Source organism: Halorussus vallis (genome assembly GCF_024138165.1).
Taxonomy (GTDB): Archaea; Halobacteriota; Halobacteria; order Halobacteriales; family Haladaptataceae; genus Halorussus; species Halorussus vallis.
In genome coordinates, this window is the sequence record NZ_CP100001.1 from 259,083 (window position 1) to 283,381 (window position 24,299).

The 24,299-nt window shown below is 67.1% G+C and carries 18 protein-coding genes; 5 read left to right on the top strand and 13 right to left on the bottom strand.

The window, feature by feature from the left end:
• Positions 1–51 precede the first annotated feature (51 nt).
• The 7 genes from NGM07_RS21365 to NGM07_RS21395 all read right to left on the bottom strand — a co-directional run bounded on the left by NGM07_RS21365 (position 52) and on the right by NGM07_RS21395 (position 9,253).
• Positions 52–1,236, bottom strand: coding sequence for a BMP family lipoprotein (locus NGM07_RS21365; RefSeq protein WP_253521151.1), 1,185 nt, complete (start codon positions 1,234–1,236; stop codon positions 52–54).
• Between the two features lie 315 nt (positions 1,237–1,551).
• A complete protein-coding gene (locus NGM07_RS21370) occupies positions 1,552–2,538 on the bottom strand; it encodes a ribonucleotide-diphosphate reductase subunit beta (protein WP_382193998.1) in 987 nt (328 codons plus the stop codon).
• Between the two features lie 2 nt (positions 2,539–2,540).
• Positions 2,541–5,024 carry a ribonucleoside-diphosphate reductase subunit alpha gene (locus NGM07_RS21375; protein ID WP_253521156.1) on the bottom strand — a complete coding sequence of 828 codons (2,484 nt, stop codon included), beginning with the start codon at positions 5,022–5,024 and terminating at the stop codon, positions 2,541–2,543.
• Positions 5,025–5,295: 271 nt separating this feature from the next.
• Positions 5,296–7,131, bottom strand: coding sequence for a Rieske (2Fe-2S) protein (locus NGM07_RS21380; protein WP_253521158.1), 1,836 nt, complete (start codon positions 7,129–7,131; stop codon positions 5,296–5,298).
• A gap of 91 nt (positions 7,132–7,222) precedes the next feature.
• Positions 7,223–7,456: a DUF6199 family natural product biosynthesis protein gene (locus NGM07_RS21385; RefSeq protein ID WP_253521160.1), complete on the bottom strand. Its 234-nt coding sequence runs from the start codon at positions 7,454–7,456 to the stop codon at positions 7,223–7,225.
• Positions 7,457–7,497: 41 nt separating this feature from the next.
• Positions 7,498–8,088 (bottom strand): AsnC family transcriptional regulator, encoded by a 591-nt coding sequence (locus NGM07_RS21390; protein ID WP_253521162.1) that lies wholly within the window; start codon positions 8,086–8,088, stop codon positions 7,498–7,500.
• Between the two features lie 103 nt (positions 8,089–8,191).
• Positions 8,192–9,253, bottom strand: coding sequence for a Gfo/Idh/MocA family protein (locus tag NGM07_RS21395; RefSeq protein ID WP_253521164.1), 1,062 nt, complete (start codon positions 9,251–9,253; stop codon positions 8,192–8,194).
• Positions 9,254–9,345: 92 nt separating this feature from the next.
• Between NGM07_RS21395 and NGM07_RS21400 the strand changes: the two genes are divergently transcribed.
• Together NGM07_RS21400 and NGM07_RS21405 are read left to right on the top strand one after the other, a co-directional pair.
• A complete protein-coding gene (locus NGM07_RS21400) occupies positions 9,346–9,930 on the top strand; it encodes a metal-dependent hydrolase (protein WP_253521166.1) in 585 nt (194 codons plus the stop codon).
• A gap of 185 nt (positions 9,931–10,115) precedes the next feature.
• Complete coding sequence (locus NGM07_RS21405; RefSeq protein WP_253521167.1) at positions 10,116–11,381, top strand: fibronectin type III domain-containing protein; 1,266 nt, start codon at positions 10,116–10,118, stop codon at positions 11,379–11,381.
• A 46-nt stretch (positions 11,382–11,427) separates the two neighbouring features.
• Here the strand turns inward: NGM07_RS21405 and NGM07_RS21410 are convergent, their stop codons facing one another.
• On the bottom strand, positions 11,428–12,846 hold the full coding sequence (locus tag NGM07_RS21410; protein ID WP_253521169.1) for an oligosaccharide flippase family protein: 1,419 nt from the start codon (positions 12,844–12,846) through the stop codon (positions 11,428–11,430).
• A gap of 309 nt (positions 12,847–13,155) precedes the next feature.
• Positions 13,156–14,880 (bottom strand): hypothetical protein, encoded by a 1,725-nt coding sequence (locus tag NGM07_RS25565; RefSeq protein WP_382193991.1) that lies wholly within the window; start codon positions 14,878–14,880, stop codon positions 13,156–13,158.
• A gap of 200 nt (positions 14,881–15,080) precedes the next feature.
• Here NGM07_RS25565 and NGM07_RS21420 point away from each other — a divergent pair, with 200 nt between their 5' ends.
• On the top strand, positions 15,081–17,042 hold the full coding sequence (locus NGM07_RS21420) for a hypothetical protein (protein WP_253521171.1): 1,962 nt from the start codon (positions 15,081–15,083) through the stop codon (positions 17,040–17,042).
• The gene (locus NGM07_RS21425; RefSeq protein ID WP_253521173.1) at positions 17,039–18,118 is read left to right on the top strand and encodes a DUF1616 domain-containing protein; all 1,080 of its coding nucleotides are present in this window, start codon (positions 17,039–17,041) and stop codon (positions 18,116–18,118) included. Before NGM07_RS21420 ends, NGM07_RS21425 begins: the two co-directional genes overlap by 4 nt.
• Before the next feature lie 125 nt (positions 18,119–18,243).
• Here the strand turns inward: NGM07_RS21425 and NGM07_RS21430 are convergent, their stop codons facing one another.
• The 3 genes from NGM07_RS21430 to NGM07_RS21440 are packed head-to-tail and all read right to left on the bottom strand — an operon-like array spanning position 18,244 to position 21,375.
• Positions 18,244–19,530 (bottom strand): glycosyltransferase family 4 protein, encoded by a 1,287-nt coding sequence (locus NGM07_RS21430; RefSeq protein WP_253521175.1) that lies wholly within the window; start codon positions 19,528–19,530, stop codon positions 18,244–18,246.
• A gap of 5 nt (positions 19,531–19,535) precedes the next feature.
• Entirely contained in the window at positions 19,536–20,555 is a 1,020-nt protein-coding gene (locus NGM07_RS21435) for an NAD-dependent epimerase/dehydratase family protein (RefSeq protein ID WP_253521177.1), read from the bottom strand.
• Positions 20,548–21,375 carry a glycosyltransferase family 2 protein gene (locus tag NGM07_RS21440; protein WP_382193988.1) on the bottom strand — a complete coding sequence of 276 codons (828 nt, stop codon included), beginning with the start codon at positions 21,373–21,375 and terminating at the stop codon, positions 20,548–20,550. Before NGM07_RS21440 ends, NGM07_RS21435 begins: the two co-directional genes overlap by 8 nt.
• Before the next feature lie 446 nt (positions 21,376–21,821).
• Here NGM07_RS21440 and NGM07_RS21445 point away from each other — a divergent pair, with 446 nt between their 5' ends.
• Positions 21,822–22,610 (top strand): helix-turn-helix transcriptional regulator, encoded by a 789-nt coding sequence (locus NGM07_RS21445; RefSeq protein WP_253520297.1) that lies wholly within the window; start codon positions 21,822–21,824, stop codon positions 22,608–22,610.
• 152 nt (positions 22,611–22,762) lie between these two features.
• Here NGM07_RS21445 and NGM07_RS21450 read toward each other — a convergent pair whose 3' ends face one another.
• The gene (locus tag NGM07_RS21450; protein ID WP_253520299.1) at positions 22,763–23,773 is read right to left on the bottom strand and encodes a DUF8073 domain-containing protein; all 1,011 of its coding nucleotides are present in this window, start codon (positions 23,771–23,773) and stop codon (positions 22,763–22,765) included.
• Positions 23,774–24,299: the final 526 nt, after the last annotated feature.

Genomic DNA, 24,299 nt, shown 5'->3' on the forward strand with positions numbered 1-24,299 from the left:
CGCCACGGAGTGCGGTTGGGTATCATGGATGGTGAGGAGGTGGTCGACCGCTCAGTTCTGACAGCCCGAGGCGCTACACGGCACCGTCACGTCGCCGTTCACGATGGCCTTGCGCGACTCCTCGAGGTTCTTGTTCACCAGGTCGGGGAGCTTCGGGCCGATGACCCGGCCGAGGACCACCGCGACGGCGTCCTGTTCGAGGCCGAGGACGTTCTCGCCGTTGACCTGCTGCCAGTTGCCCTGCGCGACCGCCGACGCCACTCGGTTGGTCCCCTCGTTGATGTACTTGACCGCCGAGCCCATGATGACGTCCTCGTAGTTGGGGAGCGTCTTCGACTGGTCGGCGTCGACGCCGATGGCGAACCGGTTTGCGTTCTGGGCGGCCTGGAAGACGCCTTGGCCGGCCGCCGAGGCGGCGTGGTAGACGATGTCGGCCCCGGCGTCGTACTGGGAACTGGCGATGTTGTTCGCCGTCTGGGTGTCGGTGTAGTTGCCGATGTAGCCCACCTTCACGCTCACGTCCTGGTTGACCCACTTCGCCCCGGCCCGGTAGGAGCGTTCGAACGCGTTGATGAGCGCACCGTCGACGCCGCCGACGAAGCCCACCGTGGGGTTGTCGGCCGTCGTCGAGTTGCCGGCGTGTGAGAACTGTCGGGTCGTCATCGTGCCCGCGAGGACGCCTGCCTGGAACGACATCTGGTGGTTGGCCCAGGTGTAGCCGGCGACGTTCGGCTGGTCGACGTAGTCGTTGATGAGCATCCACTTCTGGTCGGAGTACTGGCTGGCGTTCGATTCGAGCGCCTGGGTGTGGTTGTAGCCCACCAGCACGATGAGGTCGTAGTCGGGGTTCCGGCTCTCGGCCAGCCGCGACTGGACCGTTCCGTACTGGGACTGGTCGGTCTCCTCGACCTGCTGTATCTTGATATTGAACTTCTTGGCGGCGTTCTGGAGTCCCTCCAGCGCGAGGTCGTTGAACGCCTTGTCGCCGAAGCCGGCGGGACTGGAGACGATGGCGACGTTCGTCGGTTCGCCGCCGCCCCCACCGCCCCCGCCGCCCGAAGTGGTGGTGTCCGTCGTGGTACCGCCGTCTTGCGAGCCGGTACAGCCGGCGAGCCCGATTCCGCCGACCAGTGCCACCCCCGACCTGAGAACGCGACGCCGGTTCACACCGCCCGCAGTCAGTTTCTGTGCGTATGCCGGTTCCGCTCCGTCTGTTTCGTCCGTGTGGCGAGTCATTGCCCTGCTGTGACAGATTAACACACAAGGAGGTAAATATCTATTCGGTTATATTAGGACGCTGTCGAGACGATAAAATTCGTGAGATGGTAACAGGGCACGCGCTCGGCTTCCGGAGCGAGGCCGCCTGCGGCCTCGCTCCGGGCGTTCGGCGTCTCCTCGGGCGGCCGACTTCTCCGGAGTTCGGCCGGTGAACCCGCGCGAATCGAGGCGGTCGGAGGGACGCGGCGTCGGCGAAACGACGAGGACGTCCCGTATTCTGAGTGCATCACGAAGAGGTGTCGACCTCCACGAGGGAGCGGGCGGACTCCGGCGCTACCAGTCCAGCGACCCGCCCGACCGGTACTCGGTCACCTGCTTTTCGAAGAAGTTCGTCTCCTTGTTGAGGTCGGTCGCCTCCGACATCCACGGGAAGGGGTTGTCGGTGCCGTAGGTTTCGGGGAGGTCGAGTTGTCGGAGTCGGCGGTCGGCGACGTACTCGACGTACTCGGCGAACTGCTCGGGACCCATGCCCAGAATCTCGTCCGGACAGGCCTCGCGGGCGTACACCTGTTCGAGTTCGACCGCGCGTTCGATGAGGGAGGCGATCTCCGCGCCGAACTCCTCGGTCCAGACGCCGAGGTGTTCGGCGCGAATCGCGTTCACGAGGTCGACGCCGAACGCGAGGTGGACCGACTCGTCGCGCATGATGTACTCGAACTGCTGGCCGATGCCGACCATCTTGCCCTGCCGCTTCAGTCCGAGCATCATGGCGAACCCGGCGTAGAAGAAGACGCCCTCCATCACGACGTAGAAGCCGATCAGGTCCCGGAGCAACGACCGCACGTCGGCGTCGCTCTCCAGTTCGAAGTCGTCGTCCAGGAGCGTCTCGGTCAGTCCGACGACGAACTGGTCTTTCTCCTCGATGGCCGGGACCTCGTCGTACATGCCGTAGACGTAGTCGGGGTCGAGGCCGAGCGAGTCGCAGCAGTAGATGAACGTGTCCGTGTGGATGGCCTCCTCGTAGGCCTGCCGGAGGAGGTACTGGCGACACTCGGGGCTGGTGACGTGCTCGTAGACCGCGAGCACGAGGTTGTTTGCGGTCAGCGACTCGGCGGTCGAGAAGAACCCGAAGTTCCACTCGACCAGTCGGCGCTCGGGGTCGGTGAGCGCGTCGCCCTTCCACTGGGAGACGTCCTCGCCCATCGGAATCTCCTCGGGCACCCAGTTGTTGTCGACGCCCGCACGGTAGTACTCGCGGGCCCAGTCGTACTCTATCGGCAGGATCTTGTTCGGGTCGGTCTTGTCGTCGTCGAGTATCATGGTCACTGGCAGGCGTCGCAGGTCGAGTCCTCGACGCTCGGAAGGTCGGTTTCCGCACCGTTCGCCTCGCAGGAATCGCCCTCCTCGGTGTCGCCTTCCCTCCCGCCGCCGTCGACGGTCCGCCGTCCCCGAGTCTGGGTCTTGCCGTACTCGCTCATGTCGAGCGTGGACTTCTCGATCTGAGACGCGCCGAGCGTCCGGAGGTAGTAGGTCGTCTTCACGCCGAGTTCCCACGCCGTCCGGTAGACGTCGTCCAACAGCGACCCGTCCGTCGAGGGGAAGAAGACGTTGTGCGAAACCGACTGGTCTATCCACTGGCCGCGGCGGGCGGTGAGTCGAAGTTGGTGTCGCGGGTCGATCTCGAACGCCCCGCGGTACAGTTCCCGAAGTTCGTCTGGTATCGCGTCTATCTCCCCGACCGAACCGTCGTGGAACTTGATGCGGTCTAACATCTCGGCGTCCCAGAGGTCGCGGTCTCGGAGGTCGGCGACGAGGCGGTCGTTGACCACCGTGAACTCCCCGCTCATGTTCGACTTGACGTAGAGGTTCGAGTAGATCGGCTCGATGGAGGGCGTCGTCCCCGCGATGGTCGAGATGGTCGCGGTCGGCGCGACCGCCATCGTGTTGGAGTTGCGCATCCCGTGGTCGGCGACCAGTTCCCGGACCGCGTCCCAGTCGAGGCGCTCCTCGCGGGGGAGCGGAATCTCGCGGCCGCGCTCGTCCTCCAACAGGTCGAGGGTGTCCTGCGGGAAGATGCCGCGGTCCCACTTCGACCCCTCGAAGGAGTCGTACGCGCCGCGTTCGCGGGCTAACTCCGCGGAGGTCCGAATCGCGTGGTAGGCGACGAACTCCTGGGACTCGTCGGCGAACGCGACCGCCTCCTCGGAGGCGAACGGAATCCGGCGTTCGAACAGCGCCTCGTGGAAGCCCATCACGCCCATGCCGACGGGGCGGTGGCGCGCGTTCGACCGCTCGGCCTCCTCGGTGGGATAGAAGTTCAGGTCGACCACGTTGTCGAGCATCCGCATCCCGGTTTCGACGGTCTCGCGGAGTTTCTCGCGCTCGAGACCGTCGGGGGTCACGTGCTTCGAGAGGTTGACCGAGCCGAGGTTACAGACCGCGTGCTCGTCCTCGGACGTGTTGAGCGTGATTTCGGTGCAGAGGTTCGACGAGCGGACGACGCCCGCGTGGTCCTGTGGCGACCGGACGTTGCAGGGGTCCTTGAACGTGAGCCACGGGTGGCCGGTTTCGAACAGCCGAGTCAGGGTCTTGCGCCAGAGTTCCTCGGCGTCCACGACCTCGTACTGGCGGAGTTCGCCCGCTTCGGCCTTCCGCTCGTACGCTCTGTACAGTTCCTCGAACTCCCGACCGTACGTCTCGTGGAGTTCGGGCACCTCGTCGGGCGAGAACAGCGTCCACTCCTCGCCCGCCTCCACCCGCTTCACGAACAGGTCCGGAATCCACGCCGCGGTGTTCATGTCGTGGGTCCGGCGCCGCTCGTCGCCGGTGTTCCGCCGGAGGTCGATGAAGTCCGGGTAGTCGAGGTGCCAGCACTCCAGGTAGGCGCAGGCCGCCCCGCGGCGCTTGCCCGAGCGGTTGATGGCCGCGGTCACGTCGTTGCTTATCTTGAGGAACGGGACCACGCCGGTCGACTCGACGCCCGTCGACTCGATGAGCGACCCCGACGCCCGGATCGGCGTCCAGTCGTTGCCGAGGCCGCCGCTCCACTTCGAGAGTTTGGCGTGACCCCGGTAGCCGTCGAAGATGCCTTCGAGGTCGTCGGGCATCGTCGTGAGGTAGCAGGAACTCAGTTGCGGGTGGACGGTTCCGGCGTGGAACAGCGTCGGACTCGACGGGACGAACCGGAGCGTCGACATGACCTCGTAGAATTCCTCGGCGCGCGCTCGGCGCTCGTCTACTGGCTCTCGCAGGGCCAGTCCCATCGCCACCCGCATCCAGAACGCCTGCGGGAGTTCGAGGCGCTCGCCGTCGGCCGTCTTCAGGAAGTACCGCTGGTAGAGCGTGTCGAGGGCGGTGTAGTCGAACAGTTCGTCGCGGGCGGGAACCAGCGCCTCGGCCAGCGCGTCGAGGTCGAACGTCAGCATCCGTTCGTCCAGCAGGTCCTCGCGGACCCCGCGCTCGACGTTCGCGACGAACGTCTCGCGGTAGGCCGCCTCGCGGTCGTCGGGGCGTTCGCCGAGTTTCCCCTCGGCGTCGGGCGACTCGCCGGCGACCTCGCGGTCGTACCGCTCGCGGAACGCAGCCGCGGCGACCGCTTCGTAGGTGGGGTCGCGCTCGATTCGCGCCGTCGCCGCGTCGACGGCGGCGTCGTACACCTCCGAGAGCGAGGCCCCCGCGTAGAGGCTCCGCTCGGCGTCGGCGACGAGTTCGTCCAGCGCGTCGTCGGTTAGCGCGTCCTCGCACTTGGTCCTCGCGCGGTCGAGAACCGCGCGAACCGTCTCCGTCTCGGTAGTGGTCTGACTCATGGTGTCTCCTCGCCGGAAAGGGGACGGGAGGCCGAACCCGGGACAGCGTCGCCACTGCTCGGTCGGCGTCCGGGGACGCTGGCGATTTCGGCGCGTCCGGCGCGGGGTATCACCGCCGCGTTCTTCGCCGGGCCGAAATCGCCAGCGTGGCCACTATCGACCGTTCGGTGCCGTCTCCCGTCGGATTCTCTCCGGCCGTACCCACCACTGTTCGGTCGGACCCGGATAAAGTTTTCCAACTAAGGTTTCAGAAGAGCAAGTTAGTTTGTTCTCACTCGCCCGCCTCGTGGACCTTCTCGCCGTGGTTCAGCCGCGAGGCGATGGAGAAGGTCTGCTCGGCCGACCGGCGCGTCGGGAAGTGAGCCGCCATGTAACGGGCGGTGGCGACGAGGTGGACCCGCGCCCGGTCGGGGTCCTCCGCGAGGTCGAACTGCTCGAAGGCCGCCTCGACGTTCTGGAGCGTGTGGAAGTTCGCGTCCTCCCGGAGGAGCGCCTCGCCGAGCGCTCGCTTGAGTTCGTCGGGGGCGCCGCCGTCGGCGAGGTGGGCCGCAACGAGTCGGCCGGCGGCGTTGACCTCGCCCTCCTCGTCGAAGGTGTCGAGCAGCGCCTCCCGGACGTCGTCGGGCGCGTCGACCTCGCTTCCGTCCGGAATCGGAATCGGCGGCGTGTTGAGGAACCGGTCGAGGTAGACGCTCATCGCGCCCGCGAACGCACCGCGGTAGGCCGCCAGCCCGGCGGTTCCGGCAGATTCGTCGGACTCGCCCGATTTCTCGGACTCGCCGGATTCGCCCGTCTCCGAGTCGCTCGCCGCGGCGAGCGACTCGGTGCGGAGCGCGGCCTTGTGGACCGCATTGGCGTAGCTGTAGGTGTGGTGGACCGTGTTCCAGTCACTGAACTCGTTGGAGGTGCCGAACTGCGCGACCCGGCGGCCGGCGGCGTGGGCGACCTCGCCGGCCAACTCCGCGGCGGTCGCGCCGTTCTGGACCGCCGCCTTCATCGCGGTGACGACCTCCTCGGGGTCGTCGCTGAGCAGGGTTTCGACGAAGCCGTTCGGGTCGTCCCAGGTTTCGTCGGCGCCGTCTTCGAGCAGGTCCGGCAGTTCGTCGTAGGCGTCGAAGACGAGTTCGGCCACGTCGTCGGGTTGGCGCCACGAGGAGAGTTCCTCCGAGCGGGTGGCCCGGGTCAGTCGGGGAATCACGCTCGGCAGTATCTCGTCGGCGCGCTCCCAGCCGACGTGGTCGAGCGACTCGCAGGCCTTGTTGACGAAGTCGAAGGTGTGGCCCGCGTCCATGTAGAGGTGGTCGGTCGCGGCCGAGTAGAGCAGGTCGGCGACCCGCTCGGGTTCGAGCGTCTCGACGGCGGTCCGGAGACACCGCTCGGCGCCGTCCTCGTCGCGGACCTCGACGCTCTCGCGGAACCACTCTTCGAGGCGCTCGGCCGAGACGTCCCGGGTCGAGAACGAGGGCTGGTCGAACCGCGGCGGTTCGCCCTGGCAGTCCTGGGCGACCCGCGAGAGGCCGACGTACAGTGCGCGGTTGCGGTCCTCGGGCCGCAGGGCGTCCAGCAGGTTCGCCATCGCCGACAGGATGGTCAGCCCGGAACTCCAGCCGTCGGCCCGGTAGGTCGCGCCGAACGCCAGGCCCGCCCGGAGCGGGTCGGTGTAGGGCACGTCCTCATCGGCCAGGCCGAGGACCGACTTCGCGACCACGAGTTGGAGGCTCTCCTCCAGCCCGGTTTCGAGCCGGTCGCTCCAGTGTTCGACCGGCGGGAGGTCGGGTTCGGGGTACGGGTCGACGTACACGTCGCCGTCCCGGACCTCGACGGGGAACGTCTGGACGTCGTCGGCCCAGGGGTCGAAGGTGTCGCCGCAGGAGAGTTCGAAGCGGGCGTGATGCCAGTGGCAGGTCAGGATTCCCTCGTCGACGGTGCCCTCCGCGAGTGGAAAGCCCATGTGCGGACAGCGGTTGTCCACCGCACGGAATTCCCCTTCGTGGTAGAACAGCGCGAGCGCGCGATTGCCGGCCCGCGATATCAGTCGCCCCTCTTCGCGGAGTTCGTCGGCGTCGGCCACCTTCACAAGGTCGGAGTCGGACTGCTCGGTTGCCATGTGCGAACGATACCCACGAGCCCACAAAACGGTTCGCTGAAACCGATTCCTGTAAGGAGTAGTTCAAGAACTCGGCCAGCGCTCGCGCCGGCTACCCGAGCAGCGCCAGCAGCGTGACGAACGCGCCGGCCGCCGCGAGACAGCCCGCGAGAACCTTCGTGGACGCGACGGAGAACCGACTGGGTTCGACCGCACCGAGGTCGCGAGTACTCCCGAGCGCGTCGAGTCGCTCCTCGAAGCGACTGATCGCCTCGGCGTGCCGGACGCCGAGTAGTCCGCCCGCGGTGATCGCGAGTCCGACGAGGACGCCCAGTGCGTCTGCCATACCGACGCGTTCGCGGGCCGAGTGAAAATCGTTCCGTCTCGTCAGGCCGCCTCCTGCAACTCCTCGTAGCGCTCCTCGAACCGGCCCTTACAGGACGAACAGCAGAACTGGTAGAGGTCGCCGTCGATGCGGGCCGACTCGCCCTCGCTGGTGACGGTGTTGCCGCACTCGTCGCACTCCATCGCGAACTCCACGTTCCGTGGCTGGGGGTACCACGCCGAGTCGACGAGCAACTGGACGTCGTACTCCCGGAGCGCGTCGGTCTCCAGCACGTCGTCCAACAGGGGTTCGACCGCGCCCTCCTGCAAGCGGGCCTGGAAGACGACCTGCCCGTCGGCGGTGACGAAGACGTGCTCGACGCCTTCTATCTCTTCGACGCCCGCCCGAACGTCGCCGACCCGGCCGGGTTCGGCGTGAAGGGTCACCAGCACCGCCACGCCGTCGGCGAGCATCGAGCGGTCCAGGTCGACGGTGAACCGCCGGATGACTCCGAGGTCCTTCAGCCGGTCGATGCGGTCCGAAACCGTCGGCGGAGAGAGGTCCACCGCCGAGGAAATCTCGTTGTACGGTCTGCGGCCGTCGGTCACGAGCAGTCGGAGGATTTCGAGGTCGGTTTCGTCGAGTTCGCGCATTATCACTCGTTTGTCAGTCCAGCATAGAAACAGTTTTCGCACGCGTCCGGGACCGAGCCGTCGGAATCAAACGGTTCGTGCGAACCCGGTCGCGGCCCGCGATTCAGTCGTCGGCGGCGACCTCGGGGTCGGGGTCGGCGGCGGCCCGCGCGTCGCGGGCAGCCTCGATTCGCTCGGCGACGTCGACGACCCGGCCCGTCTCGGCGGCCTCGTAGGCCGCCTCGGTCAGCGCGGTCACCCTGAGGCCGAACGACCCGGGCACCGACGGGTCGTCGCCCGTCTCGACCGCGCCGACGAAGTCCTCGAGCTTTCGGCGCGCGAGCGTCTCGAAGTCGCGGTCGGCCGCGATATCGGCCTCGTAGGTGACGCCGTCCTCGCAGACGGTCAGGCTCGACCCGTCGTACTCGACGTGGCCCTCGGTCCCCCAGACGACGAGTCCCTCGTCGGGTTCGCCGTTCGTGCCGTCGCCGCTGACCGCGACGCTGGCGGTCAGCGTCCCGCCGTCGCGGTCGAGGACCGCCGCCAGCGCGCTGTTGACGTCGACGTCCTCGCCGCGGTCGTCGACGACCGCGGCGACGCTCCGCGGGGTGGAGTCGGTCGTCCAGAGCAGCGCGTCGAGCAGGTGGCTCCCCGAGTCGTACAGTTGGCCGCCGCCAGAGAGGTCCGGCGCGGTCCGCCAGGTGCCCCGCTGCAGTTCGATCCAGTCCTGGCCGAGGTAGGCGTTGGCGGCGTGGACCTCGCCGATTCGACCCGACGAGATGACGCGGCGGAGTTCCCGGAAGAGCGGGTCGAAGTGGCGCTGGTAGCCGACCTGGAGGACGCGCCCGCGCTCCTCGGCGGTCGCCACGAGGTCGACGGCGTTCTCGACGCCGGTGACCATCGGCTTCTCCAGGAAGACGTCGACGCCCGCCTCGAAGCAGGCGATGGCCTGGTCGTAGTGGAGGGTGTGGGGCGTGACGATGCTCACCGCGTCGAGGTCGTGGGCGGCCAGCATCGCCGCGTGGTCCTCGTAGGACGGCGCGTCGTACGCGGCGTCGAAGCCCTCGCGGGCGTCGGGCGAGACGTCCGCGCCCGCGACGATTTCGACGCCGTCTATCTGGTCGTAGAGTCCGAGTTCGAGTCGTCCGAGCCCGCCGAGACCGACGGCCCCGAGTCGTACTGCCATGGGTCGGCGCGAGGAGCCGTCCGTTGTATGCTTTCTGGTCCGGTGATGGCGCGCTCGGTCCGCGGGCGACGCGACCGACAATCCAAGAGGCTATGCGAACGGAACCGGAAGCCGGTGGCATGTGGCCGTGGGGGCATCTCGCGTTCGGCTATCTGCTGTACTCGGTGCTGGTTCGCGTTCGAACCCGCCGACCGCCGGGTGACGCGGCGACCGTCGCGCTCGCGGTCGGCACCCAGTTTCCGGACCTCGTGGACAAACCGCTGGCGTGGTCGCTGGACGTCCTCCCGAGCGGACGCTCGCTCGCTCACTCGGCGTTCACCGCTGCGTTCGTCGTCTTCGTCGTCTGGGCCGTCCTCCGCCGACGGAACGCCGAAACCGCGGCCGCGGCATTCGGCGTCGGCTACGTCTCGCACCTGGTGGGCGACGCGCTCGACCCCGTGCTCGCCGGCGACTACTACCATCTCGGATTCCTCGGCTGGCCGCTGGTTCCCGCCATCGAGTACCCGACCGAACAGAGCTTCGTCGCCCACTTCCGCGAACTGAGCCTCGGGTCGCTGACGTCGGTCGAAGCGGGGTTCGCCGTCGCGATAACGCTCCTCTGGCTGGTCGACGGAGCGCCCGGAGCGAGGGCCCTCAGAACGATTCCGAAGTGGGCCCGACGAGTGCTGTCGGCCTGAGGTCGAGACCGCCGGCGAGTGCCCACGGGAGAACGGTCACCGACGAACGGTCGTCGACTCTCGGCAACTTCGACCTACTATTTCGAGCCCGAACGCGGTAGTTGCGAGACATCTTCAGGAATTCCAACCGGTGAGCCGAGCGAATCCAAGAGACTATAGCGCTCGTTTGCACGCTGTCGAACTGCATGGCACGCGACGAGAAGGCACGCGACCCCGTAGCGAGGCGCACCTATCTGAAACTCGCTGGTATCGGCATGTTCTCGACGACCTCGGTCACCGCCGGCGGCGGTACCGCCGCGGCCGCCCAAACCGTCGGATACGGCGGCGGCGGGTACGGACTGGTCGCCTACGGCGGCAGCAAACTGGTCGACGCGAACCCCGCCGTCACCGTCGACGGTGCGACGAACGTCACGCAGACCGCCGCGACGCTCGGCGGCGTCGTCTCCGACCTCGGCGGCGCGACGTCGGTGACCGTTCGGTTCGAGTACCGACCCGTCGGGGCGACAGATTGGACGGCGACCCCCGAACAGTCGCTCTCGGCGACCGGCACGTTCGGTCGGCGACTCACCGGACTCGCGGCGGGGTCGGACTACGAGTACCGGGCGACCGCGACCGCCAGCGACGGCGACGCGGCCGCGAGTTCGACGGTGACGTTCGCGACGAAGCGCCACACCCTCGTCATCGACGGCGGAGCGAGTCCCGGGACGTTGAACGACTACTCGTTCGCGGTGAGCGGCGACGTCGAGAAGAGCGCGGAACTCGGGTCGATCCAGGCCAACGACACCGTCTCGGGGAGCACGGTTTCCGGCGAGGTCCTCGCCGGGAAGGACGGCTACCGCTTCACCGGCGACGTGACCGACTTCCGCGTGGCGGGGTCCCCGGCCGTGTACCTCGACGGGGAGCGGGTGGACCCGGCCGACCTCGGCGAGACGACCTACCCCCGCACGCTGGTCGTCGACGGCGCCCGAGCGCCCCGCGAGCGGGCGACCTACGAGGCGACGGTGAGCGGGAAGATAAAGAAGAGCAGTTCGCTGGGCTCGGTCCAGGCGAACGATACCATCGCGGGTGCGACCGCGAGCGGACAGGTGTACGGCGGCAAGGACGGCTACCGCTTCACCGGCGGACTCACGGAACTTCGAGTGGACGGAGCGCTCACCGTCTCGCTCGGCGGCGGTGACGGCGACTCCGCGTCGGCCGGTTCGCTCCCGAACTCGTTCGTCGTCGACGGCACCGGGACGCCGAACCGAAAGGCGACGTACTCGGTCACCGTCACGGGGAGCGTCGAGAAGAGCGGCGAACTCGGCTCGCTCCAGCGGAACGACGTCGTCTCCGGGTCCACCGCCAGCGGGGAGGTCGTCGGCGGCAAGGACGGCTACCGGTACTCTGGCGACGTGACGCGAATCGAGGTCACCGGGCCGGCCGTGATACGGTTCACCGACACGGACGGCTGACCGAGCGAGGCCGGTCGCTCGCGGCGGCGTTCGGTGTCGCCCGATGCTACGCGGTCAGGACGTGCCGGACCTGGACCAGCACGTCCTCTCTGATGGGACGGAACAGCAACAGCAGTCCGAAGTACGTCACCGCCCCGAGGCCCACGACGGCCAGCAGCACCGGCACCGTCCGGATGGTGACCGTCTGCTTGACGCCGAGCAGCAGGCCGGCCATCCCGAGCGCGGCGACCGTCCCGCAGGCGGCCTCCCGGAGCGGCAGTTCGATGGTCACGAACCGATTCAAGTAAATCGCGTGGAGGACCGTGTTCAGACCGAACGAAACGGACGTCGCGATCGCCGCGCCGACGAGGCCGAACTCGGCTATCAGGACGACGTTGAGGACGACGTTCACCACGATGGCGACGGTCGTCGCGCGCGCGGAGAGGTCGGCGTGGTCGATGGCCCGGAGCGCCCGGCCGAACACGAGGTGGACGGTCTGTATCACCTTCTCGCCCATCAGGATGACGAGGGCGACGGAGGCCACGGTGTACGCCTCGCCGAAGACGATGCCCAGAATCTCCCGCGAGAACAGCGCGGTGCCGGCGAACGCCGGGATGGCGATCAGCAGTCCGGGCGTGAGCGCGACGGGGAGTATCGACTCGATTCGGTCCGTCGCCTTCTGTGCGCTCCACTCGCTCACCTGGGGGAAGATGGTCAGCGCGACGGACTCGCCCGCCAGAATCACGACCATCGTGACGAGCCAGGCGATTTCGTAGCTGCTCACCGCCGACTTGGGGAGGAACACCGCGAGTATCAGCAGGTCCATCCGACTGTAGAAGTGCTTCCCGATCCCCGAGACGACGTCGAACTTCGCGTAGGACCAGAGTGACGAGGCGTGTCGGCGGGTCGGTCTTCGGAAGCCGAGCGTCGTCTTGGAGGCGCCCCAGACGACCGTGACGACGAAGCTCAGGAGGAGCCCGTACACGAGCGCGTACACGTCCAACCCCACCGCCAGCAGCGGAACACCGATGACGACCCAGCCGGCGTCGCGGAGGAACTGGAGCGCGTAGGTTTCGCCGACGCGCAGTTCCCCTCGGAGCACCCTGAGCGACAGGTCGGCGAGTTCCTGCAACACCAGCGTGGCCGCGAGGTAGTACGCGAGCGGTACCCCGAAGTAGGAGTTGAGGGTCGACCGGAAGACGAGGATGGCCGCGACGACCACCGCCAGCGGGGCCAGTTTGAGCAGGAGGCCCGACGTGTACACCTCGTCCGGGGCTTCCCCCTCGCTGAGACGTTTCTCGACCGCCGCTCGGAGCCCGAAGTCGGCGGGCGTGGCCAGGATGCCGAGCACCGCCTGGAACAGGAAGAAGCTCCCGAGGACCCCCGCGCCCAGTTCGCGGGCGACGACGACGGTTCCCGCGAAGGTGACGACCGCGCCGACCGTCTTCGCGCCGAAGAGCTTGAAGCCGGCCTTTATCAGGTCCATGGTCGGACTCCGGGCGAAGTGTCGCCGTTCGTCGCTCTGACCCCACTCAGCCCTGGCCGCGCACCCCCCCGACCGGTCGTCGCGTCCGAAGACGAGCTCCGGACGCGCGAGATCGCGCGATCCGGCGGAGAGAGCGCCCTCGATTCGGAAATCATCCGTCTCAGTTACACCGACATCCTACAAAAGGAGTCTGCTAACACGGGTCCGTTACACCGCTCAACGCGCGCCGCGCGCGACCGTCGAGTCGAAAGGGAGGTCGGGTCGGACCCGACCTCGCGGGCCGGTCGCCCGTCGTCGGCGCTCGCGCGGCTACAGGACCGCTTCCCACGACCACTCCAGGTTGTTCGCGCCCGCCGGCGGTGCGGCGTCGTAGTGGACCGTGATGGCGGTTCCGTCGGTCGTCAGGTGGTCGACGCGCCCCGCGGCCGGAGTCTTCGCCATCACCCGCGGGAAGCGCGGTTCGTCGACGAGTCCGTGTTCGATGGAGAACGAGGTCGTCGAACCGTCGCCGCTCGCCGTCGTCGTGCCGCGGGTGAGCGTCCGGTCGGCCGACCCGCCGTTGAAGCAGACGTCGAAGTAGTCGCCGTCGCGCGGTGGGTTGCTCTCGGGGTCCCAGCCGGTGACCCCCGACGCCAGCCAGCCCCGGGCGAAGACGTAGTTCCTCGCGCCCCACCCGTAGGAGATGGCCGCCGACCCGTTCCCGTTCAGCCCGGTCGCGACCAGGTACGAGTCCTTGAACTCGGAGGTGCTACCCAGGTTCAGGCCGTACCCGCCGTTGTGGCTGGCGTTCGCGGCGTGGATGGTGATCTCGTGACCGTCGAGCTTCGCGCCGTCCCCGTTCCACTCGGAGGTGTACAGCTCTCCGATGGTGACCGGTCCGCCGTCGATCACGACGCCGGTGTGGCCGGTGTTGGAGCGCTTGCCGAGCCCGCGGGCGAACAGCTTTCCGACGTGGGCGGTCTCCTTGATTCGGAGCGACGAGGGCGCGCGACCCCCGGCCACCTTCACGTGGTCGGCGAGCAGTTCGCCCGTCACTTCCGCCTCCTCGTTGTCGACGTAGATGTAGGACGCGCGGCCGTTCGCCTCGTGGAGCTGGGGCGAGTCGCTGCTGTACCCGTGGAGGTAGAGGTCGTCGTAGTAGTTGCTCCACTCGGGCGCGGCGTCGCTCATCCAACCGCGCTTCAGGTGGTCGGCGGATATCGCCCAGATCTGGGAGTCGTGCGGGCCGCGCCAGACGATTCCGTGGTCGTTCGCGCGCCACGTCCGAATCTTGACCTGCGCTTCCGGGAGGTTGGTGAAGTCCCACGTCCCGCCGGCCTGCGTCCCGCACTCCGAGTAGAACGCCACGCCCTGCGTCCGGTCGACCTGCGTCGGGCGACCGCCGAGCCCCCCGACGGAGTACCCCTTCCCGTAAAAGGCGATACCGCTAATAGGGTGGCCGTCGACCGAGGTGGTTTCGCTGCCGGTGTTGTTCGCCCGGTTTCCGTCGACGTGACCGTAGAATCCGAAGTTGTACGGGACGGTGCCAGACGCGGTACCCGCCTGCCACGTGTTCGTCCCGGTCAGCGAGTCGAAGTCGCGGGACTTGACGGCGCACGTGTTGGACCCGTCGGCGAGTTTCAGGTTGGCGATCAGGTGGACGTTCGAGCGGAGGACGACCGGGCTGGAGACGGTGACCGTACTGCGCGGTCCGACGACGTAGGCGACGCCCATCGGCGCGACGTCTTCGTGGGCGTTCGTGATGAGAGCGTTTATCGCGGCGGCGTCGGCCGACTCGTCGAACGAGAGGACGGGTTGACCGCTCGCGGCGTCGCCGATGGCGCCCAGCCTGGACCACTTCGTCCCGTCGCCGAGGTACACCGTGCCGGTGTCCGTCGCGAGGAATTTCGCGCCGTCCTTCGGCGCGTAGGTGTCTCTGTTCGCTTCGCTATCCCGAATCTCGACGTCGGTGTCAAGCTTCTCGAAGTTGCGGTTGAGCGGGACGTGCCAGTCGGCCGACCCCTTCTGCGGCGTGTTGTATTCGTGGTTCGTCATCTAATTTCGTGTTCGGATACTCTCTGAGGATTGTTCGGTCGCTTTTTACTGCGTCCTGAGTAGGCGCCGATTCTGAACTACAGTACTTAGTGTTTTTCAATTTGAAGGAGTAGTTTTATATGGTATCGTGGAAGGCCGGTCGGTCCGCCTCGGTACTGTAAGCACAAGAGGTACTAAGACACTCGGCGACACTGAGAGCCGTGACCGCCGAAGCGACGAGCGACGCTCGAGACCGGGTCGTCTCGGTCACCCGCACCCTCGCGATGCTGGGGCCCGTCGTCGGAGCGGGCGCTATCGTCTCGCTCCTCCTGCTCGGGCAGACCGCACTCGCCGTCCTCGGCTCGTACGCCGCCGCCCCGCTCTGTCTCGCCCCCGTCCTCTACAGGTTCGCGAACGACGACTCGCCCGTCGAACTGGTACGACGGATACGGTTCTCCCGGCGCGCGTTCGCCATCGTCCTGTTGTTCGGTCTCAGCGCCGCGCTGTTGATGGCCAAGGCCGAACCCCGACCGCGGGCGTTCTTCGTCACGCTCGCGTTCGTGAACGCGCTCGCCGTGTCGTACTCCGTCGTCCGCTCCCGAGTCCTGCTGCCGCTGCTCGCGCTCACCGCGACGAGCCTGGTCTTCCACCTGTCGACCACGCTCACGAACGCGCTGTTCATCGGCGCCGGGGACACGATCTGGATGTGGGCGGCGGCCGAGCTATCGGCCCGGAGCGGCGAGTTCACGACCCTCGCGGGGTACGACTCGTTTCCGAGTTTCTTCGTGCTCGTGAAGGTGGTGGGAGAGGTCACGTCGCTCTCGCCCAGGACGGCGCTGTTCGTGACGTCTGCGGTCATGTACGTCGCGGTCCTCTGGATACTGACCTGGCTGACGGACAAACTGGACATCGTCGACACCCGGTACACCCTCGTCCCCGCCTACGTCCTGACGCTGACCTACGAGTTCCACTACATCGGACTCTACTCGTTGCCCAGGTCCATCGTCTCCGAACTCTCGTTGCTGCTCGTCGGACTAATCGCCATCGTGGTCGTCCGCCGGGCGGGACTCAACCTCCAGTACAACGTGCTGGCCGGAATCCTCGTCCTTTCGATACCCCTGTACCACAAGGTCGGCTCGTTTCTGGTCGTCCTCGTCCTCGCCCCGTTCCTGGTGTTAGACCGGGTCGTCGGCCGACGCCTCGGCGACGCAGCGGACGGTTCGCGGTACCTGTACAACGCCGCGGCGCTGCTGGTCGTCCTCGTGGGAATCCAACTGTACCTCGTCTTCCAGACGGGCCTCCCCGCGTACTTCGTGGAACTGGTGCAGGCGAACCTCCATCTGGGGAGCCTGTTGGGCGACACGAGCAGCGAGAGCTCCTTCGCCTTCGCGTCGCCGTACGGCCTGCTCTCGACGTTTCTCGGGAGTAGTTTCGTCCTCGCGTTACTGATGACGGGCGCGTTCAAGGTGACCGGCGACCTGCGGCGCAGCGTCGCCGTGGTGACGCTGGGCGGGGTCGTCCTCGCGCCGTTCTACTTCCCCGGGCCGCTCCAGTTCCTCCTGCTCAGAATCGGCGTCCAGCGCGTCGCACAGTACGCCCTCTATCCGGTCGCGCTGGTCGCGGCCATCGGGTTCGTGGGGCTCGTGCGAACCCGTTCGGGCACCCTCGTGGCCGTCGTCTTCGTGGTCGCGGTGCTCGCCGGGACGGTGACGTACTCCAACGACATGTACACGCGCGACAATCCGATCAAGCAGACGGGAACCTACAGCAACTACTTCACGGAGTCCGAACGCCAAGCGGTCGAGTTCGCGCTCCGGCACACCGACCGAGTCACCAGCGACCGACAGACGGTGAGCTACCTCGAGTACACGGATCTCGTCGGCCGGAAGACCGGGCGGTCGTACGGCTCCGAGGTGGTGACGGTCGAGAACGCGAGTTCGTTCTGCGACGTGCCCATGCTGGTCAGGAACGGCGAACTGGAGCAGCGAGGCTACCTGATACTGCCGCTGGCGAGCGACCGGACGTTAACGGACTGGGCGAGCGTCGAGGGCGGGTACGTACGCTACCGGTCGACGACCGCCATCCCGTGCTGGTCGGCCAGCGACACGGTGTACGACTCGGGGTCGGTGACGCTCACCCGACCCCCGGGCGTCGAATCGAACGCCACGGCGGTGACGCGATGAAATCGACTCGTTTCCGGCCGCTGCTGGTCGCCACGGCGTCCAGGATTCCGAGCGACCTGGTCGGCGTGCTGTCGCTCGTGGTCCTCACGAACGTCGTCGTCTTCGTTCCGGAGTCCCCCGGGCGGTTGCTCCCCCTCGTCGTCGGCCTCCCGTTCACGCTGTTCGCGCCGGGATACGCGGTGGTCGCCGCGCTCTTCCCGAGACGCGGCGATGTCCGACTGTCCCGACCGACCCGGCGGACCGACCGGGAGCCTCCGGCCGGTCGCGGCCGGCGCGCGGAGGCCGCCTGCGTCGACCGGGTCGCGCTCTCGGTCGGACTCAGTTTCGCGCTGGTCCCCCTCGTCGTGCTCGCGTCGAAGTACGCGGGGTTCGAGGTCGCGCTCCGCCCGATAGTCGCGTCGCTGAGCGGTTTCACGCTACTCGCGACGGCAGGGGCGACCTATCGCCGGCTGGCGCTCGACCCGGCCGAACGCTTCCGGCTTCCGCTCAGAGCGTGGTTCGAAACGGTCCGAGCGGGGGTACGCACCCCCGACACCGCCGCCGATTTCGCCGCGACGCTCCTGGTGGTCGTCGGCGTCGTCGCGCTCGTTGCCACCGTGAGTTACGTGGGGGCGTTCTCCCCGACCGGCCAGTCGTTCACCGAGTTCTACGTGCTCGACGGGAACGACACCGACGAACTCGCGGCCGACGGGTCCCTCGCCGGCGGGGGCGACGGTGAGCGGCGGACGCTTCGAATCGGCATCGCGAACCACGAGAGGAGTCGAGAGACGTACACCGTCATAGTGCAGCGCCAGCGCGTTTCGGTGACCGACGACGGGGTCGTCCCGCGGACGACGCGAACGCTCGGACGGTACCGGACGACGGTGGAACCGGGAGCGTCCTCGGTGCGCGCCTACGACGTTCCGCAGGCGGAGGTGAACGGGAGCGGTCGCGTGCGGCTCCGACTGTTGTTGTACCGCGGCGCTCCGCCCTCGAAGGTGAGCGGAGAGACGGCGTACCGCGCGCTCACGCTGTGGGCCGCAGACTCGAACGCGAGCGCCGCCGGCCGACCGGCTACGGAGACGGTCGGCGAGTAGTCGAGACGTGCGCCGCGGACGAACGGACGTGTCGTGAACGGCTACGCGTGCCGCAAAACTCCGTGCTGTAGACGAAAGAGTCGTGCCGAAGACGAGGACGTGAGCGCGAGACGGGGACGCCCCGACTACGCGCGACCGCTACTTTCGGGGGCCACCCGCCGTCGCGGCGACGGTTCGCCGGCCAGCATCCGGTAGTACTCGTCGACGGCGGCGTCCTTCGTGAAGTGCTCCTCGAATGCGGCCCGGGCGTTCTCCCCCTGTCGGCTCGCCAGCGCCGGGTTCTCTCGCCACCGGCGAACCGTGTCGACCAGCGCGTCGACGTCGCCCTGCGCGACGTGGTGGCCCGCGTCGAACTTCTCGACGAGTTTCGACTCGTCGTCGTAGGGCTGAGCCACGACGAGCACGGGACGACCCGCGGCCATTGCGGTGTACAGTTTGCTCGAGACGCAGACGCCTTCGAACCCCTCCCGGACGGCGACGACCGACACGTCGCCGGCCGTCAGGCTGTACGGGAGGTCCTCCCAGTCCTGATACGGGAGGAACCGGACCGAGTCGCCCCTGACCCCGTAGCGCTCGGCGAGCGAGACTATCGTCTCCTTGTTGTCGCCCTCGCCGATGATGAGGAACCGAACGTCCTCGTCCTCGAAGCGGGTCGACGCCTCGACCAGCGTCTTGAGGTCGTGGAACTCGCCGATGTTCCCCGAGTAGAGCACCGTGAAGGAGTCCGTGAGGTCGTGCTGCTCGCAGAACCAGTTGTCCTCCTTCGCCATCGGGGTGATGAACTCCTCGTCGGCCCAGTTGTGGATGAGCCGGATCTTGTCGGCGTCGAGGCGGTAGTCGGCGTTGCGCTGGATTCGCTCGGACATGAGCGGTCCGTTCGAGACGATGTGCTTCGCCCGCCGGTAGGACGCGACGGTGAGCCGCGACCAGAGTCGGTCGAGGAGGCCGCCTTCCTTCAGGTAACCCAGTTCGGTCGCCTGGTCGGGGTAGAGGTCGTAAGCGACGTATGTGTACTCCCAGCCCCGTATCCAGCACGCGAGCGAGACGGCGATGGGGAGCAACGGGGTGATGGAGACGAATATCACCTCGCGGTCCTCTGGCGCCTCGTCGAACAGCAGGACGAAGAACGTCCATATCGTGAAGACCGACCAGTTGAACAGCCGCCGCGGGAGCGACGACTGGCGGACCTGCGGCGCGCGGATTCGCTCGATTCGGACACCCTCGTGGAACGACGTCCGGGGCTGTCGTTCGTTGTCGCCGCTGTGGTAGTTTGGTTGGCCCGTGTAGACCGAGATGGCGAGTCCGCGCTCTCGAAGGCCCACGGCGAGGTCCATCATCAGTTGGCCGGTCGACGCGGTGTCCGGATGGAAGTACTCCGTGACGAGTACGAACTCCGTGTGTTCGTCCGACATCGTGGTTATCGCTCGTGGAGCAGCGTCTCCAGGTTCGCCCTGACGTACTCCTTGTCTCGGTTACTCGTGTACCAGTCGAGTGTGTTCGCGATACCGTCCGAGAGCGTGTACTCGGCCTCCCAGCCGAGGCGCTCGTTGGCCCGGGTCGTGTCGGCCGCGCGGTGTCGGACCCCGACGGGTTTGTCGGTCAGGTAGTCGATACTGTCGGGTTCCCAGTCGAGGTGGTCGAATATCTCCTCGACCGCCTCGTTGATGCTCACGTAGCGGCTGATTCCCGCGTTGACCGCGGACCCGTCGGTGATGTTCTCGCCCGCGAGCCTGAGCGCTCTCGTGATGTCCTTCACGTAGGTGAAGTTGCGCGTCTGTTCGCCGTCACCCCATATCTGGAACGGGTCCTGCTCGGCGTAGGCCTTCGCCATCAGCGCGACGATGGCGTGGGTTTCGTTCTCCCGCGGCCCGTAGGCGGTGAAGATGCGGACCGACGCGGCGTCGATGCCGTACTGCTCGTGGTGAGCCTGGAGCGACCGCTCGCCCATCAGTTTCGCCCAGCCGTACACCTCGTCGGCGTAGGCGCCGCCGCGCTCGTCGAAGCTGATCATGTCCTCGCTCAGCCGGCGCTTCTCCTGCTGGATGTCCGTGGGGTACGTGCAGGCGCTCGACGCGAAGACGATTCTGTCGACGCCGTTGTTCGCCGCCGTCTCGAAGACGACGTTGTCGAGCGCCATGTTGGTCGCGCAGAACGCGGGGTAGTTCGAGATGTACCCGCGGCCGCCGTGGTCGGCCGCCAGGTGGAACACCGTGTCGACGTCCCGGGTAGCTTCGTCGGCGAAGGTCACGTCCTTCAGGTTCCCCTCGAATATCTCGACGTCCTCCGCGACGGCCGAGAGGTTCTCGCGGCGCCCGCTGGAGAAGTCGTCGGCGACGCGGACGTCGGCGCCGGCCGCGACCAGGTCCTCGACCAGGTGCGAGCCGATGAACGACGCGCCGCCGGTGACGAGGACCCGCTCGTCGGACCACTCACCCATCGGTTTCACCCCCCGACTTCGAGCGGGAGTAATCCAGCGCGGTCAGCGACATGAACTTCAGGTGGCGCCACCCGTCCCGGAAGCTGTGGAGCGTCGCGTCGCCCTCCCGCTCGTGGTAGACGATGGGGACCTCCTCGATTCGGAGTCCCTTCGCCGCGGCCTCCATGATCATCTCGCTCGCGAACTCCATCCCGCCGCTCCGGAGGTCGAGTCGGTCGAGGGCGTCCCGCCGAATCGCACGGAACCCCGAGTGGGCGTCGGTGACGCCCGCGTCGAACAGCATGTTCAGAATCGCGGTCAGCAGCGGATTCCCCACGTACCGGTGGAGCGCCGGCATCGCGCCCGGTTTGATGTCGCCGGCGAAGCGACTGCCCAGGACGAGGTCGGCCTCGTCCAGTATCAGCGGCAGCAGTAGCTTCGGGAGGTCCTCGAAGTCGTAGGTCGTGTCGGCGTCCCCGATGACGATGTAGTCGCCACGGGCGTGCTCGAAGGCGTACTTGTACGCGTTGCCGTAGCCGTTGGCCGGCGGTTTGACGACGGTGGCGCCGTACTCCCGAGCGACGTCCGGCGTGCGGTCGGTCGAACTGTCGCTCACGATGACTTCGAGGTCCATCTCGATGACTTCGCCGGCACGGCGAATGCGGTCGAGGCACTCGGCGATGCCGTTCTCCTCGTTTCGTGTCGGCAGGACCACGCTCAGCGTCGGAGATGTGCGCTCTGTGCTTCCGGGCGTCCTCTCCTGCGCGGCATCGGGAACGACCTCCCTGACGACTCGCCGGAGCGGTCCCGAGCCGTCGCGGTGCTGGGGTTCGGATGCCATGTTACCTGGTCACCCCAGCAGACGGTTGGGTCGATACTGTCGGCGACCCGCAGCGGACGCACACGTACTGCGACTCGACCGTTTCGACCGCCGGCGCGTTACAGTCGATACACTTGACGGCGGCCGCCCGGACGTCCTTCGGGAAGCGGTCACGACCCATCCTGCCACCTCCGGGGGCGCGCTCCGCGGTACGTTCTATCGTTCGACTCGGTTCTCGACTGGCCAGTTCGGCTCGCGCCTTTTGACACCATCAATCCCACCTCCATACGTACACCAACACACGGACGATGAACCGGATAGGGTCATCGCGTGACGTGCTCGCCACGCGCTGGATTCTCATACTAAAACGTGTCGTCCATACGAGCCGACGGGATTTCACGACGGGCGTCGGATAGGTTTGAACTGGTACGATTATACATCGACACCTCGTCACACTCCCGCGTCCAATGGCGGGGCAACAGCAGTCGCCAACCGAACTCTTCGGACTGGTGAACCAGCGGTACGCGTTTCTCGCCGCGCTCGACGAGGCCGTCTACGCGAAGCGCGACCTCGTCGACGAACTCGACGTCTCGCGGTCGACGGTCGACCGAGCGCTCCGCGAACTCGAGACGGCCCAGCTAGTGACGACGCAGGCCGGACGGTACGAGATCACCCTCTACGGCCGGACGCTCCTGGCGTGCTTCGAGTCCGTCATCGACACGACCGAACACGTCCAGCGAGCGAAACCCCTGTTGGCGCTGTTGCCCCCGGACGTCGACTTCGAGTTCAGCCTCCTCCTCGACGCCGAGGTCCAGGTCGTCGCCGAACCAGGACTCCACACGCCGGCCACGCGCATCGCGGAGTTGGTCGAAGGCGCCAGCCGAATCCGGGGCCTGGCGTACGCCCACACGTCGCTCGTCGGAATCGACCTCTTCGAAAAGAAGATTCTGGTCGAGGGGACGGAGACGGAGTTCGTCCTCCACGAGAGGGTCTACGAGTCGCTGGTCGAGCGTCGTCCCGACCTGGTGGCCGACGCCACGGCGTGCGATTGCTTCTCGGGATACGTCGTTCCGGACCTCCCGTACGGCCTGTTGCTGCTCTCGACCGGGGGGAGAGACACCCTGTGTCTCGTCGTGTACGGCCCGAACCGACAGCTGAAAGGAGCGATCATCAACGACGCGCCGCGGGCGGTCGCGTGGGGCCGGAACGTGTTCGAACGCTACCGGGCCGAAGGGATACCGCTCGACGCTGGATGACCGCGACCGGACTCGGACACTGACCGAACGACACCGCCGAGAGCGTTCGAGGCGTGCACGACGCCGACCGCCGGGTCAAACGGTCGCTTTCGCTCTGGGCCGCGACGCCGGTCGCTCCTGGACCGACGTCGAACGTCCGATGTGGAGCGCGTTCAGTTGCCGGACTCGGCCTCGGCCGCGCTCTGAATGCGTCGATTGATATCCTCGATGGTGCGCTCCTCCAGTCCCCGCGTCGCCAACCGACCCTGAACCAGATCGAGCAGGTTCAACTCCCGGAGGAGTCGACGGGCGTCGTCCCGGTCCAGGTCCAACACCCGTTGGACCTCGTAGAGCGTCTTGGCGTCTCGGGCAGCCGACTTGACCTGCGAGAGCGTCACGTGCTCGGGGAGGTCGACGACGCTATCGGCGGCCGAATCGTCGACCGAGTCGCCGTCGCACGGTGTCGGCTCGCTCGCCTCGGTGTCCGTCGTCCCCGCCGGCCGAACGGCGTCCTCGTCCTCCCGCGATGCGTCCTTCGAACCCCTGTTTCCGTCCGCCGCGAACACCATCACGTCCGAGGTCGACGGTCGAGGCGACCCGAAGGCCGACCGTTCGGACTCGGATTCCCGCTCGTTCGACCCTCCGCCAAGCGCCGGAATCGAATCGGGGTCCATCTTGAGCAGGCTATCGGCCGAGATGCGTCCGGACTGCGACGCGGGTTCGTGGATGCCGTGCTGTATCATGTACCGACGGACCGTCTGAGAGGTGACGTCGACGTCGAGCGCCTCGGTCATCTCGGCGAACGTCTCGTGGGCCTCGTATACCTCGCGGAGGCGCTCGGGGTTTCGGTACGCCGGGAGGTCCGACGGCTCACCGCCGCCGGCCGCGGAGTCGTCGTCGGCTTCTCGAGAGTCGTCGGGGTCGGCGTCTTCCGCTCCGACGGTCGTCCAGGATTCCGCGTTCGGCGCCGCCCGCGAGGAGCGAGACGAATTCGACCGCGCTCCTCCGCCGCGAGTCGCCGCGGCGCGGTCGGCGGTGGCATCGCGGTCGGCGGTGGCGTCGACGCTGGCACGGAATTCGACGCGAAGCGAGCCGTCGTCGATCAATCGGACGTCGTCCGGGACGAGGGTCACGCCGTTCGGAACCGTCTCGGGGCGAACGAACGGGAACTCGAATCCGAGCATTACGCTCAACTGTTCACCGTCGAAACACTCGTTACTGTAAGGAACGACCGTCGTTAAGTTCACACAGTCGTTACTAGTTCCTAGTAGTTCGACGTCTTCAAGGAAATCCCCCATCTCCCGAAACGCGGTACTTGCGCCCGTCATTGCCTAATTCACTTCACACTGGTGGAACGTCATCCTCCAAAAACCCGTCCGACCGTTATCGTGTTCAAGAGCTAGTATTCCGCTACCCCCGCGATTCGAGGGAAACGAGAGTTTTGCAAGCGGAGATTAGCGCCTTGAACGCCGCCGTAGCGGCCGAGTAACGCGTTCTTTCCGGAGAGTATTCGGAATTTCACCGCGGAATTCGGCGGTTCCGTCTGTTCACGTGCCAACCCTCGCGTCGGGTGGCGACCTCGGACGCGCCGTGGCGCTCGCCTGTCGGTCGGCCGAGAGTACGTGTCGCGTCATCTTCCGAGAATACGTTTGTCGCGTTATGGGCGCTCGTACCCGGCCTGTGACCTGTTCTTCTCCGCCCAATATGCCT

Coding starts and splice junctions, on each gene's coding strand:
- NGM07_RS21365 (WP_253521151.1), bottom strand. CDS start 1,236: ATGACTCGCCACACGGACGAAACAGACGGAGCGGAACCGGCATACGCA.
- NGM07_RS21370 (WP_382193998.1), bottom strand. CDS start 2,538: ATGATACTCGACGACGACAAGACCGACCCGAACAAGATCCTGCCGATA.
- NGM07_RS21375 (WP_253521156.1), bottom strand. CDS start 5,024: ATGAGTCAGACCACTACCGAGACGGAGACGGTTCGCGCGGTTCTCGAC.
- NGM07_RS21380 (WP_253521158.1), bottom strand. CDS start 7,131: ATGGCAACCGAGCAGTCCGACTCCGACCTTGTGAAGGTGGCCGACGCC.
- NGM07_RS21385 (WP_253521160.1), bottom strand. CDS start 7,456: ATGGCAGACGCACTGGGCGTCCTCGTCGGACTCGCGATCACCGCGGGC.
- NGM07_RS21390 (WP_253521162.1), bottom strand. CDS start 8,088: ATGCGCGAACTCGACGAAACCGACCTCGAAATCCTCCGACTGCTCGTG.
- NGM07_RS21395 (WP_253521164.1), bottom strand. CDS start 9,253: ATGGCAGTACGACTCGGGGCCGTCGGTCTCGGCGGGCTCGGACGACTC.
- NGM07_RS21400 (WP_253521166.1), top strand. CDS start 9,346: ATGCGAACGGAACCGGAAGCCGGTGGCATGTGGCCGTGGGGGCATCTC.
- NGM07_RS21405 (WP_253521167.1), top strand. CDS start 10,116: ATGGCACGCGACGAGAAGGCACGCGACCCCGTAGCGAGGCGCACCTAT.
- NGM07_RS21410 (WP_253521169.1), bottom strand. CDS start 12,846: ATGGACCTGATAAAGGCCGGCTTCAAGCTCTTCGGCGCGAAGACGGTC.
- NGM07_RS25565 (WP_382193991.1), bottom strand. CDS start 14,880: ATGACGAACCACGAATACAACACGCCGCAGAAGGGGTCGGCCGACTGG.
- NGM07_RS21425 (WP_253521173.1), top strand. CDS start 17,039: ATGAAATCGACTCGTTTCCGGCCGCTGCTGGTCGCCACGGCGTCCAGG.
- NGM07_RS21430 (WP_253521175.1), bottom strand. CDS start 19,530: ATGTCGGACGAACACACGGAGTTCGTACTCGTCACGGAGTACTTCCAT.
- NGM07_RS21435 (WP_253521177.1), bottom strand. CDS start 20,555: ATGGGTGAGTGGTCCGACGAGCGGGTCCTCGTCACCGGCGGCGCGTCG.
- NGM07_RS21440 (WP_382193988.1), bottom strand. CDS start 21,375: ATGGCATCCGAACCCCAGCACCGCGACGGCTCGGGACCGCTCCGGCGA.
- NGM07_RS21445 (WP_253520297.1), top strand. CDS start 21,822: ATGGCGGGGCAACAGCAGTCGCCAACCGAACTCTTCGGACTGGTGAAC.
- NGM07_RS21450 (WP_253520299.1), bottom strand. CDS start 23,773: ATGCTCGGATTCGAGTTCCCGTTCGTTCGCCCCGAGACGGTTCCGAAC.